The organism is Micromonospora sp. NBC_01740, assembly GCF_035920365.1.
GTDB classification, from domain to species: Bacteria; Actinomycetota; Actinomycetes; order Mycobacteriales; family Micromonosporaceae; genus Micromonospora; species Micromonospora reichwaldensis.
In genome coordinates this window covers 2,057,109-2,070,861 of sequence record NZ_CP109150.1, presented here as the reverse complement: position 1 = coordinate 2,070,861, position 13,753 = coordinate 2,057,109, and the positions used below count along the sequence as shown (strand labels likewise).

The window sequence follows — 13,753 nt, the reverse complement described above, 5'->3', positions numbered from 1 at the left end:
TCGTCGGCTGCGACGCTCGTGCCGCAGGTTACCGGATGCCGTCACACCGGGGCGGTCCCGCCGACCGCCGCATCGGTGGGCGCCCCTCAGGCCGGCTCCGACCAGGCCGTCTGGATGAGCTGCTGGCCGTCGCGGCGGCGCACCAGGGTGCCCCGGCCGGGCGGTTGCGGGCTCGGCCGCAGCGTGCCGAAGACCGCGCCCTCCTCCCGGTTGCCGGACATCAGCAGGCCGGGCTGGTCCAGCTCGCGCAGGCGTTGCAGGACCGGCTCGTAGAGCGCCCGGGCCACACCACCCGCGCGCCGGGTGACGATCAGGTGCAGGCCGATGTCGCGGGCCTGGGGCAGCAGCTCGTGCAGGGCGCTGAGCGGATTGTTCCCGCCCGAGGCGACCAGGTCGTAGTCGTCGACCAGGATGTAGAGGTCCGGCCCCTTCCACCAGCTGCGGTCGCGCAGCTGCGCGGTGGTGACGTCCGGGCCGGGCAGCCGGTTGGACAGCGCGCTGCGGATCGAGGCGAGCCCCTGCGCGAACACCTGGTTCGACGGCGCGTAGTCGAGCAGGTGGTCACCCTCGACCGCACCGAGCAGCCCGCGCCGGTAGTCGGCGATGACCAGCCGGGCCTGCGCCGGCGTGTACCGCTCCGTGATGCCCCGCGCGATCAGCCGCAGCAGGTTGGTCTTGCCGCACTCGGCGTCGCCGAAGACCGTCAGGTGCGGCTCGTTGGCGAGGTCCAGGTAGACCGGGGCCAGCGCCGACTCGTTGACGCCGATCGGCAGGCCCGGCGCCGAGCGGTCCACGACCCGGGCCAGCTCGCTGAGGGGCAGCCTGCGCGGCAGCAGCCGTACCTTCGGCGCCGGCTGGCCCTTCCAGGCCTCCGCGACGTGCCGGGACAGGGCGATGGACGCCTCGGTCAGGTCGTCGATGTCGCGCCGGCCGTCGATCCGGGAGATGGCGGTCAGGAAGTGCAGCTTGTCGCGGGTCAGACCCCGGCCGGGCGAGCCGGTCGGGACGTTCGCCGCCGCCCGCCGGTCGATCTCCGACTCGTTGGCGTCACCGAGACGCAGCTCCAGCTTCGTGCCGAGCAGGTCCCGCATGTTGATCCGGATCTCCGCCCACCGCACGGCGGTCAGCACCACGTGCACGCCGAAGCCCAGGCCACGGTTGGCCAGGGTGGTGATCGTCTGCTCCAGCTCCTCGTACTCCTGGCGCAGGGTGTTCCAGCCGTCGACGACGAGGAAGACGTCGCCGAACGGGTCGTCGGCGAACTCCCCGGCCGCCCGGCGGCGGCGGTAGCTCGCCACCGAGTCGATGCCGTGCTGGGCGAACCGGTTCTCCCGCTCGTCCAGGACGGCCACCACCTCGGCCACCGTACGGCGTACCGCCTCGGTGTCCCGCCGCCCGGCCACGCCGGCCGTGTGCGGCAGCCCGTCCAGGCTGCGCAGCGCGCCGCCACCGAAGTCCAGGCAGAAGAACTGCACCTCGCGTGGGGTGTGGGTGAGCGCGAGCGAGGCGAGCATGGAGCGCAGCATCGTGCTCTTGCCGCTGAGCGAGGCGCCGACGATCACCACGTTGCCGCCCGCGCCGGCCAGGTCCACGAGCATCGGGTCACGGCGTTGCTCGTACGGCCGGTCCACGATGCCCACCGGAGCGGCCAGCCGCCCGCGACCACGCCACGAGGCGGTGCAGAGGCCGTACCTCGGGTCGACGCTCAGCGGCGGCAGCAGCTCGCCCAGGCCCGGCGGCTCCGCCAGCGGCGGCAGCCAGACCTGGTGCGCCGGGCGACCCCGCCCCTTCAGCCGGTCGATCAGCACGTCCAGCATCGCCACGGCCTTGCCGTCGGCGGGCTGCTCCGGCTCGGGCGCGTCCGGCACCGGCAGGGTCGGGTTCTGCACCGGTACGAAGTCCACCCCGTACCGGACGATCCGGCGCTGCACCAGCGCCCGCGACGACGCGGCGGCCTGCCCCGGGGCCCGGTACGGCCCGGACACGTACGCGGCCCGGAACCGCAGCATGGTGCTGGTGTCGGTCTTCAGGTAGCCGTGGCCGGGGGCGTTGGGCAGCTCGTACGCGTCGGGCACGCCGAGCACGATCCGGCTCTCCACCGCCGAGAAGGTACGCAGACCGATCCGGTACGACAGGTGGGTGTCGAGGCCGCGCAGCTTGCCCTCCTCCAGCCGCTGGCTGGCCAGCAGCAGGTGCACGCCGAGCGACCGGCCCAGCCGGCCGATCATCACGAAGAGGTCGATGAAGTCGGGCTTCGCGGCGAGCAGTTCGCTGAACTCGTCGCAGATGATGAGCAGGCTGGGCATCGGGTCCAGCGGCTCGCCGGCCGCGCGGGCCTTCTCGTAGTCGTAGCGGGAGACGTAGTTGCCGGCGGCCCGCAGCACCTCCTGGCGGCGGGTCATCTCGCCGGCCAGCGCGTCCTTCATGCGGTCGACCAGCGGCAGCTCGTCGGCCAGGTTGGTGATCACGGCGCTGGTGTGCGGCAGCGCGTCCAGCGAGGCGAAGGTGGCGCCGCCCTTGAAGTCGACCAGGACGAAGTTGAGCTCCTCGGAGGAGTGCGTCACGGCCAGCGCGCCGACGATCGTGCGCAGCAGCTCGCTCTTGCCGGAGCCGGTCGCGCCGATGATCAGGCCGTGCGGGCCCATGCCCTCGTGCGCGGACTCCTTGAAGTCCAGCTCGACCACGTTGCCGTCCGGCCCGACGCCGAGCGGGATGCGCAGCCGGTCGCGGTGGCTGCGCGGGCGCCAGGTCTGCTGCACGTCGACCGCGGCGGCGTCGCCGACGCCGAGCAGGTCCGGCAGCTCCATGCTCTTCGCCAGGGGCTCCTCCGACGTGGTCTGCTGCTGCGACAGCCGGTACGGGGCGATCTGCCGGGCCAGCCCCTCGGCGGCGGACTCGGTGAGCCGGTCCGGCCGGCCGAGCCGCGACGAGGAGGTGCCGCGGACCAGTTCGAGGGAGCTGCCGTCGCCCACGTCGAGGCAGAGCAGCCAGCGCCCGGCGTCCCGGGGCACGGTGCCGGAGAGGTCGATCACGGTCGCGCCGAGCAGCCCCGGCCCCATGAGCTGGCAGGCCGCCGAGACCTCGCCGCCGTCGATGACCACCACGAGGTGCGCCGCGCTGGTCAGCGGCTTCGCCTCCGGCGCGAACCGGGGCCGGCCGGCCAGCTCGCCGGCGAGCGCCTCCTCGGCCTCGGCGAGGCTCGCGAAGACCATCCGGCGGGCGCCCGCCGCGTCGGTCCGGGCGCTGTGGTGGTTGTGCGGCAGCCACTTCACCCAGTCCCAGGACGGCTGCCGGTCGGGCGCGGCGACGATCGCGACGACCATGTCGTCCGGGGCGTGGAAGGTGGCGAGCTGGCCGAGCGCCGCCCGCGTCAGGTCGAGCACCGGCTCCCGGTCGCCGCGCAGGACCACCCGGCTGAACGCCCGTACGGAGAGCGCGGTCGGCAGGTCCGGCACGCTCGAGTGGGCGCGGACGAAGCGCCGCAGCGCGATGGCGCTCATCGGCTCCAGGTCCTCGACCGGCTTGGTCTCCGGCGGGACGATCTCCACGGCCAGGCGCTGCGGCCCGGTGGCGATCCGGGTCTCGCCGAAGTCGTCCTCGGTGATCCGCCGCTCCCACAGCCGCCGGGAGGCGGCGATCGACCAGAGCGCGTCGGGCTCCGGGTGCCGCCAGGCCATCGCCGCCCGCTGCTGCTCGGCGGCGCGCCGGGTGCGCTTGCGCATCTGGGCCAGGTAGCGCATGTAGTCGCGCCGGTCGGCGTTGAGCTCGGCCTTGTCGTTGTTGCCGTTGCTCAGCGACCCGATCGCCATGCCCAGCATCGAGACACCGAAGAGGCCGCCGGCGATGTAGGTCATCGTGCCGCCGCCCCGGCCGGCGTAGAGGAACGCCATGGCGCCCACGCCGCAGACCATCGGCAGGATCATCAGCAGCTGCCCCATCCCGCGTGGGGTGGGCTCGGGCAGCTCCGGAGGCGACTCCAGCAGCACCTCGCCTCGCGGCAGCGCAGGCCCCGGCTGACGCGGGAGCCGGCGGAACACCACCGTGCTCACGGCTGTCTCCTCCCCAGAAGCGGCCCTGATGAAGTTCGGCGAGCGACCGGAGTCGTCGGGTGGGCATCGTACGTGCCCGCCATCGTAGGTAATCTCCCGTGGGCGTCAGGAACCCGTGCGTCGGCGCCGCCGGCCAGGGGTGATCGTAGAGAGCGCGAGGAGGCCACTGTGGCGACGAAGACGGCGACCGGCGGCCTGAGCCGGATCACCATCGTGGCGCCCCGTACCCGGATGGACCTCGCGCTGCCGTCGGACGTACCGCTCGCCGACCTGCTGCCGACCCTGCTCCGTTACGCGGGTGAGGACCTGGCCGACGAGGGGGTGCGGCACGGCGGCTGGAGCCTGGCCCGGCTGGGCGGCCAGCCGCTGGACGGCGGCCGGACCGCCACGCAGCTCGGCGTCCGCGACGGCGAGGTGCTCTACTTCAACCCCCGGTCGGCCACCGCGCCGGAGATCGTCTTCGACGACGTGGTCGACGCCGTGGCCACCGCCACCAACCAGCGCCCGGGCGCCTGGCAGGTCGGCACCACCCGTTCCTTCGCGGTGCTCTTCGCCGCCGCTGCGCTCGGCGCCGGCGCGGTGGCGGCGCTGTTCACCGGGCCGCCGCACCTGCCGGGCGCGCTGGCCGCGCTGGTCGTCGCGGTCGCCCTGGTGGTCTCCGCGGCCGTGCTGTCCCGGGCCGCCGCCGACAGCGCGACCGGGTCGGTGCTGGGGGTCGTCGGCCTGGCGTACGCGGGCGTCGGCGGCCTGCTGCTGCTCGCCGGCGACCGCCCGCTGACCGGGCTGGGCGCCCCGCACGTGCTCCTCGGCGCCACGGCGGTGGTGCTCTGCGCGGCGGTGGCCGCGCTGGCCGTCGGCGACCGGCTTCCGCTCTTCTTCGGCGCGGTCGCGGTCGGCGCGGGCACCGGCCTCGGCGCAGTGGTCAGCCTCGCCTTCGACACCGACGCGCCGGCCGCGGCGGCCGTCGTCGCCGCGGTCGCGTTCGGCGCGGTGCCGGCGCTGCCGATGGCGGCGTACCGGCTGGCCCGGCTGCCGGTGCCGTCCATCCCGACCGGCCCCGACGACCTGAAGAGCGACACCGAGTCGGTGGACGGCCGGCAGGTCCTCCAGCTCAGCGAGCGGGCCGACGGGTTCCTGACGGGCCTGCTCTGGACGGTGTCGCTGCTGGTGCTCGGCGCCCAGGTCGTGCTCGCGCTGCACGGCAGCCTGCCGGCGGTGCTGCTCTGCCTCGTGCTGGCCCTGCTGTCGCTGCTGCGGGCCCGGCCGTTCCTGGGCCGCGCCCAGCGCACCCCGGTGCTGTTCGCCGGCACGGCCGGGCTCGGCCTGACCGCCGCCGCCACGTTCGGCAACGGCTCGACGGCGGTACGCCTCGGCCTGATCCTCGGCGGCCTGGTGCTCGCGGCCGTGGTGAGCCTGATCTACGGGCTCACCGTGGCCGGCAAGCGGATCTCCCCGGTCTGGGGCCGGCTGCTCGACATCGTGGAGATCATGCTGATCATCGCGCTGGTCCCGCTGGCCTTCTGGGTCGTCGGCCTCTACGGCTGGATCGTCAACCTGCGCCCCTGACCCGCGCTCGGCGTCCCCGGTCCTCAGTCGGTCGGGTGCAGGGTCGTGATCGTGGTGGCGGCCGGGGCGGTGGCGTAGACGCCGGGGCCGTGCTGGCCGTCCACGGGGCGGGCCGGGGCGCCGGACCGGCGGGCCACCTCCCGTACCGCCTTGACCAGCGCCTCCACGTGGTCGTCGAGCGCCGCCACCCGGAGCATCGGCGGGGCGACGCGCCCGCCCGGCTGCACCACGACGGCCAGGGTGTGCGAGGGGGCGGACGTGGCCGTCACCGCGTCCACCAGCGGGCCGAACGGCGCGTCGGCCCGGGGCCGCAGGACCAGGCAACGCTGGGTCCAGCCGCCGCCGCGCAGCCCCGTCCAGGTCTCCGCCGGCGGCGCCGGCGCCAGGTCAAGCCCGGCCGCCGAGACGACCGCCGCGCGCAGCTCGTCGCGGCTGAGGGGGCGGTGGGCGAGCCCGGCGGCGGTCAACGCCTTGCCCAGCCGGCCGACGCCGGCGGAGAGCGTGCGGTGCACGCCTGGCATGCCGCCGCCCCGGCTGACGGTCTCGACGCGGGCGTCCCGTACGGAGAGCCGCAGCGCCAGCCAGACCGTCCGGTGGGCCGCGGGTGGCGCCCCCGGCGCCGGGTACCAGACCAGGGTGTGCGAGACGACCTGGGTGCGGGTGACCGGGCCGGTGAAGTCGGCGAGCACGCGCAGCGCCCGGTCCAACACCGACGCGTCGACCGATCCGGCGGGCGCCCCGGCGTGGCCCTGCAACGCCACCGCCGCGAACCAGCCCTGCGCGTCCTGCCCGATGCCGAGGCGGGTGCCGCGGTCCGTGAGCTCGGTCACAGTCAGCTCCGGGGCCAGGGGTGCCAGCCTCGGATCGGTCCCGCCGCCCGCCGCGACGGCGCTCCTGGCCGCCTCCCGACGCCGCCGCAGCCGCCGGCGCAGCAGCAGGTCCTCGTACCACCAGCGGCCACCCCGGCGGGCGAAGACCGCGCCCACCACCGCCAGCGACAGCACCCCGACGGTGGCGGCCAGCCAGACCTGCCCGCCCAGCGCCGCCCAGACGGCCAGGGCGCAGAGTTCCAGCACCACGAGCTGCCCCACGGCCACGGGCCCGATCCGACCACGGCCGCGCCGGTCGGCCGGGACGACCGGCCGCTGGGCGACGCCGGACGGCTGCGGTGCCGGACGACCGGGTGGCGCCTGAACCTGCGTCATCGCTGACAGTCCCTTTCTGGACGGCGGAGCGTCCGCCGGATCGGGTCGGGCGCTGGTCCCGGTGACCCGTCGACGGCCCCTTATCGTAGGGAAGCCCGCGACACCGACTCGGACCTGCTCGTCGCGGACCCACCCCCGCCGGAGGTAAGTCATGCGGACCCGCCGCGACCAGGTGCAGGCGTACCGCTTCGTCACCCGCCGGATCGTCTCGGCGTTGCTGTCGGGCGACCCGGAGACCAGCAACCTGCCGATGCGGCGGCTCGGCATGGCGGTCTTCGGCAGCGTCATCGCCGCAGCCGTGGTGCTCGGTGGCGTCGGCGCGTACGGGCAGTTCACCGGCAACACGGCGCCGCTGGAGCCGAACACCCTGGTGATCGAGCGGGAGACCGGGGCGACGTACGTCTTCGTCGACGGGCAGCTGCACCCCACCCTCAACTACGCCTCGGCCCGACTGATCATCAACGAGCCGGCCCCGCAGGTCCGCACGATGTCCCAGGCGTCGATCCGGGACCGGCCCCGGGGTCGTACGGTCGGCATCGTCGGCGCCCCCGACGCGCTGCCGGACCGCAAGTCCCTGACGGGCCTGCCGTGGTCCGTCTGCGACGTCCCGGACCCGGCCGATCCCCGCCGCTCCGGCACCCGGGTGGTGATCGACCGCCCGCTGCCCGGTGGTGCGCCGCTCGGCGACCGGGCCGTGCTGGTGGAGGCCGACGGCCAGCGGCACCTGCTCACCGGCGACCGGCGGTTGCAGGTGACGGGCGGCGACTCCGCGCTCGCCGCGCTGCGGATGGCCAACGCGCCCCGCCTGCCCGTGGGGCAGCAGCTGCTCAACGCCGTGCCGGCCGGGCCGGTCATGCGGCAGCCGACGATCGCCGGCGAGGACGAGGCCAGCACCCTGACCGAGCGCCCGGCCAAGGTCGGTCAGGTCTTCCGGGCGGCGGGTCAGCACTACGTGCTCACCCGGGAGGGTCTCTCCGCGATCGGCGAGATCAGCGCGCTGCTGCTGCTGCGCGACGGCGGCCAGGTCACCGACATCACCCCGGCGCAGGCCGGCAAGCTGCTGACCGACCAGCGGGCGGAGGAGGCCGGGATGCCGCAGGCCCTGCCCGCGCTGCACCCGGTCACCGCGGGCCGGACGGCGGTCTGCGCGACCTACCGGGCGGGCGCCGACGGCGGGCCGCCCACCACCACGCTGGAGGTCTTCGACCGGGTGCCGGCGGAGCTGGCCGCGCCCGGTGGGGTGCCCGTGCGGCAGAGCGCGCGCGACGGCGTGCGCACCGCCGAGGGCGTGCTGCTGCCCGGCGGCAAGGGCGTGCTCGTGCAGGCCACGCCCGGGTCCGGCGAGAGCGGCACGGCCGCCCCCGGCGCCACCGTCCACCTGATCAGCGCCCAGGGCGTCCGCTACCCGCTCGGCGTCGGCGCCATGTCGGCGCTGGGCTACGAGGGGGTCGCCCCGCTGGCCGTACCCGCGTCGCTGCTGGCCCTCGTGCCCACGGGGCCGACGCTCTCGCGGGACGACGCGCTCGCCCACTTCGCGCCCGGCCCCGCGCCGTCGGCCCCGGCGAAGCCGTCGGCCGGCGCGGCGAAGCCGACGGGCAGCCCCGGGCCGGAGCGGTCCGGTACGCCGGTGACGCCCTCCGGGCAACCGGCGTCGGACGCGCCGGCCTCGCCGGACGGCTCGTCCGCCAGCCCCGGAGCGGACGGCTGAGGTCAGCCCGCGAGCGGGGCCGGACCCGCGCGTGACGGATCGACGCCGGTGGCGGGTCGCCCGCGTCGCACCCGTCGACTAACCTGAGCCCTGCCAACGGTTATCGACGATGACGTACGGGGATGCTGCCATGACCGGGCGCACGACAGTCGACCTGCTGTCCCTGGAAGACTTCCACCAGAAGTTGGCCAACCGGCTGACCGAGGCGGAGAAGGCGTTGCGGAAGCTGAGCACCGAGATGCAGTGCCGGCCCCCGGCGCTGGGCTCGTTCGCCGACGCCACCGAGAACTCCCGCCGCTACTCCGAGATCCACCAGTCCTACGTGGACCAGGTCGACCGGCTGCGTGCGGCGGTGAAGGCCGCGCAGAGCGCCACCGCGACGATCCTGGCCAACTACCGCACCGCCGAGGAGCGCAACGCGGCCAACTCCGCCGACATCGCCGCCGCGCTGAACGGCGTGGACGACGCGTTGAAGCGGAAGGAGGATCCGCGTGTCTGAATACACCCAGCGCTACCAGCACGTCAGCCACCAGCAGCTCTACGACGCCGTGATGGCCGGCCAGCCGGGCCAGATCGACGGCGTCGCCGCGCAGTGGACGGCGCTCAAGGGCATGCTCGACGGGCTGTCCCGCGAGCTCAGCGGCGACCTCGACAAGCTCGCCAACACCTGGACGGGCTCGGCCTCGCAGGAGTTCCAGCGGCGGTTGACGCTCGTCACCGACTACGCCGACAAGCTCGGCGAGGGCATGGCGGACGTGAGCCGGGGCCTGACCCTGATGTCCGGCGAGCTGCGCACCGCCCGCACGCAGGCGGAGAGTCCGGCCGAGACCGACGACCACGACCAGGCGCTCTCCGGCGCGGCCAAGGGCGCCGTGTTCGGCGTGCCGGGCATCGTGGTCGGCGGGCTGCTGGGGCACCAGCAGGACAAGGCCGAGCAGGAGAAGGCCCACCAGCGCATGGTCAACGTGGTGGCCGAGCTGGCCGCCGGCTACGACCTCTCGGCGTACGGCCGGCTCGTCCCGCCGCCGCCACCGCATCCGGACACCCCGGGCACGACCAGCCGCGATTCGACGCCCCCGCGCAGCGGCCCGGGCGCCAGCACGCCGACGGCCGCGCCGACCACCTCCAGCCTCGCCGGGAAGCCCGGCGGCGCCACCGTCGCGGCCCCCGACCGGCCGAGCTCCGGACCGGGCGGCGGCGCGACCGGGACGCTCGTCCCGGGCGCCGTCGGCGGCGGGCAGCCGGGCGGCGGCGTGACCGACGGCGTTCCCGGCGGCGTCCCGGCCGGCACCTCCCTCGCCGGTGCCACGGCACTGACCGGCACGCCCCCCACGACGGGTCCCGTCGGGCTGGGCGGCACCTCGACGGCCTCGGCCGGCGGGCCGGGCCTTCAGTTCGGACCGTCGGGCGGCGTGCTCGGCACCGGAGCCCTCGCCGCGAGCGGCAACGCACCGGCCTCGGCGGTCCGGTCCGTCGGCGGCACTCCGGTGGCGGACAACCGGTCCGCGACCGGGATGGGCCGGCGCTTCGACAACGGCGCACGACAGGGCGGCGACCGGGCGGCCAGCGGGACGGGACGTGCGGGCGGCGCACGCGGCGGGGCGGGTCGCCCCGGCGTCCTGGGCGGCACCCGGGGCACGCACGACGACGACGCCGACGGCCGGCTGACCTGGCTGACGGAGGACGACATGGTCTGGGGCGACGGCGCCGCCGCCGCTCCGCCCGTGCTCGGCACCGACAGCTGACGCGCACCAGCACGACGACGGCCCACCCGGCGGGCGTACCACCGGGTGGGCCGTCGCACGTGCGGCGTCGGTCCCGGCGGGCGCCGTCACACCCGCTCGACGATCCTTTTCGGACATCGTGGCGGCGGTCACCCGATCCCAGGTCGTCGGCGCGCTGCACGAGCCCGGCCCGGGCGATAGGTTGGACGGGTGCCCTCCGTAGCGTCCGTCGACCCGTTCTGGTCGTTGACGCTGCGCTCCCTGCGTGAGCTGACCCGGCTGGCGATCGCCGCGCTGGTGCTCGCTGTGGGCCTCGGAGCCGCGAGCGCCGCACCGGCCCCGCCACCGTTCGCCGCCGGCCCGGCCGCCGTCACCGCCCCCGTTCCGGCCGCCGGTCCGGCCGTCGCGAGCGCCCGGCTCACCCCACCGCTGTCGCGCCGCGAGCCGGTGGCCGAGCAGGCCGACGGCTTCGCCGCCCCGCCGGCGGTCCGGCGCGACGACACTCCGGCCGACACCGCCGCCGTGGCGGTCGCCCGCCCGGACGGCCCCGCCCGCGGCCCCGGCAGGGGCGTCCCCGCCCGGCGCGGTCCGCCCGCCGCCTGAACCGTCGGCCCACCGGCTCCGCGGCCGGGGCGACGGACCACCGGCACGCGCGTCCGTCCGCCCCGTGCCCCGGCCGCCACGTCACCGGCGGCCACCCGTCGGTCCGTCGCCGGAGCGGCCACCGCCGCGGTACGCCCGCACGCGCGCCCACGATGCCCACCCGCCCGTACGCCGGGCACAGACCCTGTCGATTCCCTCGATCGACCGCGAGGTGCTGACCATGGAAAACGTGTTCTCCTCCGTCCTGCTCGACGTGCCCCGGGCCGCCGTGATCTGGCTGAGCCTGCTCGGGGTCGTCGCCGTCACCGTGGCCGGCCTGGTGCTGCGTCCCGGTCGCCTCCGCTTCGACGCCGGCTCCCGCATCCGGCGCGCCGCGATGCCGAGTGAGCTGGAACGGGCCGAGGAGGAGCGCGAACGTTCCCGGTACGCGGGGGAGGTCTCGGTCGCCGCGGAACGGGCCGCCACCACCGCCGCCCGCCTGCGGGCCGAGTGGCTGACCGCGCAGGAGGAGGTCGAGGCGGCCTGGCAGGCGTACGAGGCCGCCGAGGTGGACGTCCGCCGGCTGGCGGTCACCGAGGCGATGCCCCTGCCGCGTACCGTCCGGACGCCCGCCGAGTACGCCGAGCGCGAGCGCTTCCTGCACCGGGCCGCCCTCGACGCGTACTGGCGCAAGGAGTTGTCGGTCGAACAACTCAGCGACGTCTTCGCGCACCGCGACGGGTGGGACCCCCGGCTGCACCCGGTCGAGCAGGAACTGGTGCTGCGCCGGGCGGTACGCGACCACCTGCTCGCCCGGCAGCGGGCGGCCCGGGAGCGGGAGCAGGCGGCGTGGCGGGCGGCCGAGAACGCCGCCGAGGCGGCGCGCAGCCTGCGGGACGAGGCGTTCGCCGCGGTCAACCGCCGCCCCGAGGAGTCGCAGTCGCTGCTGCCGCTTGTCGAGGGCGCCGCAGTGGCGGAGCAGACCCGGGAGTTCCCGGTGCTGACCGGCCGCGAGGTGCCGTCGGTGGCCCGGGGCCGGGCGGCGGTTCCCGCGTACTGACCGGCATGGCCGGGCGGAACCGGTCCCGCTGGGCTAGCGTGACGGCATGTCCAGGGAGGCGTGGATCGTCGTCGGCGTCGTGGCGGTCGTCACGTTGGTCGGCGCGGTGGTGCTGGCCGTCCGCGTGATCCGCACCCGCCGCCTGCTCGGCACGCTCGGGCTGAACGGCAAGCTCGCCTTCTACGGGGCGATGCTCTACACCGTCCTGCCGATCGACCTGCTTCCCGACCCCATCTACCTGGACGACATGGCGGTGCTGACCGGCGCGCTGCTCTACCTGGGTCGGCTGGTCCGGCAGCGCCGCGCCGCGAGCGCGCCGCTGCCCGGGGCACCCGACGCGCCGTCCGGCGCCGACCGGGCGGACCGTCGCGTGCCATGATCGGCGCCGCACCGCGAGACAGGGGACGGACATGCCCGGCGACCATCGGTTGGCGCCCCACGACGAGCGGGTCGTGGCGTTCTGCCGGGAACGGCACCTGGCCACGTTGACCACCCTGCGCCCGGACGGCACCCCGCACGTCGTACCGGTGGGGGTCACCTTCGACGCGTCGACCGGGCTGGCCCGCGTGATCACCGGCGGCGCGTCCCGCAAGGCGCGGCACGTCGCCGCCGCCGGCCCCGGGGGCGCCCCGGTGGCCGTCTGCCACGTCGACGGGCGGCGCTGGCTCACCATCGAGGGGCGGGCCGTCGTGCGCTCCGACCAGCCGGCCGTCGCCGAGGCCGAGCACCGGTACGCCGAGCGCTACCGGACGCCCCGCCCGAATCCGGACCGGGTGGTCATCGAGATCACGGTGACGCGCCTGCTGGGCAGCCTGTGACCGGTTGACCGGTTCGTCCCGTCCCGCGCCACCCACGTACGCCTGACCGGTCCGGGTGTGACGCGGGGCATCCGTACGCCGGAATCCTGCCGCCCGTGGCCCGGTTGAACCTCGACGTGCGGCCGGTGCGCCCCCGGTCGCGGGCCCGGAATGCCCACCGGAGCAGGGCCGTTGCATCCCTGAGTACGCCCCGTGGGCCGACCGCCCCGGGCCGTCGAATTCCCCGAGCCGAGCGCCTCTCCCGGTGCTGTGCGCCCCGGTCCCCCCGGCGGCGTCGACCCCCGATTGGAGCCCGACCATGAATCCGATCGTCCAGAAGAGCGGTCTCTCCGTCGCCGGCCTGCTGGTGGCCGGCGGATGCCTCGCGGGTCCGGCGGTGACCGCCCAGGCGGCGCCGGCGACGACCACCCCGGTCGGCGCGGTGCACACGGACGACCGCGCCGCCAAGAACGGCCGCCCCGACCGGCGTGCCGAGCGCGCCGTGGGCATCGAGTACCAGGCGCAGCCCAACTTCTACTACTGCGGTCCGGCCGCGACCCGGATCGCCCTGTCGGCGCTGGGCCGGGCGCTCCCCCAGGACGAGGTCGCGAAGAGGCTGGGCACCACCGAGGCCGGCACCGACTCCGCCCTCGACATCACCCGCGTGCTCAACGAGCTGACCGGCGGCGGATACCGGACCACCGAGATCCCGGATCCGGTGGCCAAGCCGGAGCAGGTCGACCGGCTGCGGTCCGACGTCGTCGCGGCCCTCGACAAGGGCCGGCCGGTGGTGGCCAACATCAAGGGCACCGCGGTCGACACGGTCGGCAACCCGCACTCGTACGAGGGCGGGCACTACCTGACCCTGGTCGGCTACCGGGACGGCGGCGACCTGATCCGGATCGCCGACCCGGCCGCCCCCGAGGGGGAGTACTGGATGACCCTGGAGAAGGTCGCCAACTGGACCGCCGAGCGCGGCTACTCGTCCTGATCCGACCCGCCGAGGGCCGGCCTCCTACGGGGGCCGGCCCTCTGCCGTGCCGGCGCGACGGGCGCCCCCCG

At 75.7% G+C, this 13,753-nt stretch carries 11 protein-coding genes; 9 read left to right on the top strand and 2 right to left on the bottom strand.

Annotated features, from left to right (window positions below):
* Positions 1-86 precede the first annotated feature (86 nt).
* On the bottom strand, positions 87-4,049 hold the full coding sequence (eccCa, locus tag OG989_RS09960; RefSeq protein WP_151456008.1) for a type VII secretion protein EccCa: 3,963 nt from the start codon (positions 4,047-4,049) through the stop codon (positions 87-89).
* A gap of 168 nt (positions 4,050-4,217) precedes the next feature.
* Here eccCa and eccD point away from each other — a divergent pair, with 168 nt between their 5' ends.
* Entirely contained in the window at positions 4,218-5,615 is a 1,398-nt protein-coding gene (eccD, locus tag OG989_RS09955; protein ID WP_151456009.1) for a type VII secretion integral membrane protein EccD, read from the top strand.
* Between the two features lie 23 nt (positions 5,616-5,638).
* On the opposite strand, the gene OG989_RS09950 is transcribed toward eccD, so the two are convergent.
* Positions 5,639-6,820, bottom strand: a complete 1,182-nt coding sequence (locus OG989_RS09950; RefSeq protein WP_327030339.1) for a type VII secretion protein EccE — start codon at positions 6,818-6,820, stop codon at positions 5,639-5,641.
* Positions 6,821-6,971: 151 nt separating this feature from the next.
* Here OG989_RS09950 and eccB point away from each other — a divergent pair, with 151 nt between their 5' ends.
* The 8 genes from eccB (at position 6,972) to OG989_RS09910 (ending at position 13,682) form a co-directional block, all read left to right on the top strand.
* Positions 6,972-8,528, top strand: a complete 1,557-nt coding sequence (gene eccB, locus OG989_RS09945; protein ID WP_151456011.1) for a type VII secretion protein EccB — start codon at positions 6,972-6,974, stop codon at positions 8,526-8,528.
* A 130-nt stretch (positions 8,529-8,658) separates the two neighbouring features.
* Positions 8,659-9,027 (top strand): hypothetical protein, encoded by a 369-nt coding sequence (locus tag OG989_RS09940; RefSeq protein ID WP_151456012.1) that lies wholly within the window; start codon positions 8,659-8,661, stop codon positions 9,025-9,027.
* The gene (locus OG989_RS09935) at positions 9,020-10,273 is read left to right on the top strand and encodes a WXG100 family type VII secretion target (protein ID WP_327030338.1); all 1,254 of its coding nucleotides are present in this window, start codon (positions 9,020-9,022) and stop codon (positions 10,271-10,273) included. The genes OG989_RS09940 and OG989_RS09935 overlap by 8 nt, the downstream gene beginning before the upstream one ends.
* Before the next feature lie 189 nt (positions 10,274-10,462).
* Complete coding sequence (locus OG989_RS09930) at positions 10,463-10,855, top strand: hypothetical protein (protein ID WP_327030337.1); 393 nt, start codon at positions 10,463-10,465, stop codon at positions 10,853-10,855.
* 220 nt (positions 10,856-11,075) lie between these two features.
* On the top strand, positions 11,076-11,894 hold the full coding sequence (locus OG989_RS09925) for a hypothetical protein (RefSeq protein WP_151457276.1): 819 nt from the start codon (positions 11,076-11,078) through the stop codon (positions 11,892-11,894).
* Positions 11,895-11,940: 46 nt separating this feature from the next.
* The gene (locus OG989_RS09920; RefSeq protein WP_151457275.1) at positions 11,941-12,273 is read left to right on the top strand and encodes a DUF1232 domain-containing protein; all 333 of its coding nucleotides are present in this window, start codon (positions 11,941-11,943) and stop codon (positions 12,271-12,273) included.
* 31 nt (positions 12,274-12,304) lie between these two features.
* Complete coding sequence (locus OG989_RS09915) at positions 12,305-12,712, top strand: pyridoxamine 5'-phosphate oxidase family protein (protein WP_327030336.1); 408 nt, start codon at positions 12,305-12,307, stop codon at positions 12,710-12,712.
* Between the two features lie 298 nt (positions 12,713-13,010).
* Entirely contained in the window at positions 13,011-13,682 is a 672-nt protein-coding gene (locus OG989_RS09910) for a C39 family peptidase (protein WP_327030335.1), read from the top strand.
* Positions 13,683-13,753: the final 71 nt, after the last annotated feature.

What these genes read in the sequence shown, in the direction of transcription:
- OG989_RS09950 (WP_327030339.1), bottom strand. Translation starts at nt 6,820, where the DNA reads ATGACGCAGGTTCAGGCGCCACCCGGTCGTCCGGCACCGCAGCCGTCC.
- eccB (WP_151456011.1), top strand. Translation starts at nt 6,972, where the DNA reads ATGCGGACCCGCCGCGACCAGGTGCAGGCGTACCGCTTCGTCACCCGC.
- OG989_RS09940 (WP_151456012.1), top strand. Translation starts at nt 8,659, where the DNA reads ATGACCGGGCGCACGACAGTCGACCTGCTGTCCCTGGAAGACTTCCAC.
- OG989_RS09925 (WP_151457276.1), top strand. Translation starts at nt 11,076, where the DNA reads ATGGAAAACGTGTTCTCCTCCGTCCTGCTCGACGTGCCCCGGGCCGCC.
- OG989_RS09920 (WP_151457275.1), top strand. Translation starts at nt 11,941, where the DNA reads ATGTCCAGGGAGGCGTGGATCGTCGTCGGCGTCGTGGCGGTCGTCACG.
- OG989_RS09915 (WP_327030336.1), top strand. Translation starts at nt 12,305, where the DNA reads ATGCCCGGCGACCATCGGTTGGCGCCCCACGACGAGCGGGTCGTGGCG.
- OG989_RS09910 (WP_327030335.1), top strand. Translation starts at nt 13,011, where the DNA reads ATGAATCCGATCGTCCAGAAGAGCGGTCTCTCCGTCGCCGGCCTGCTG.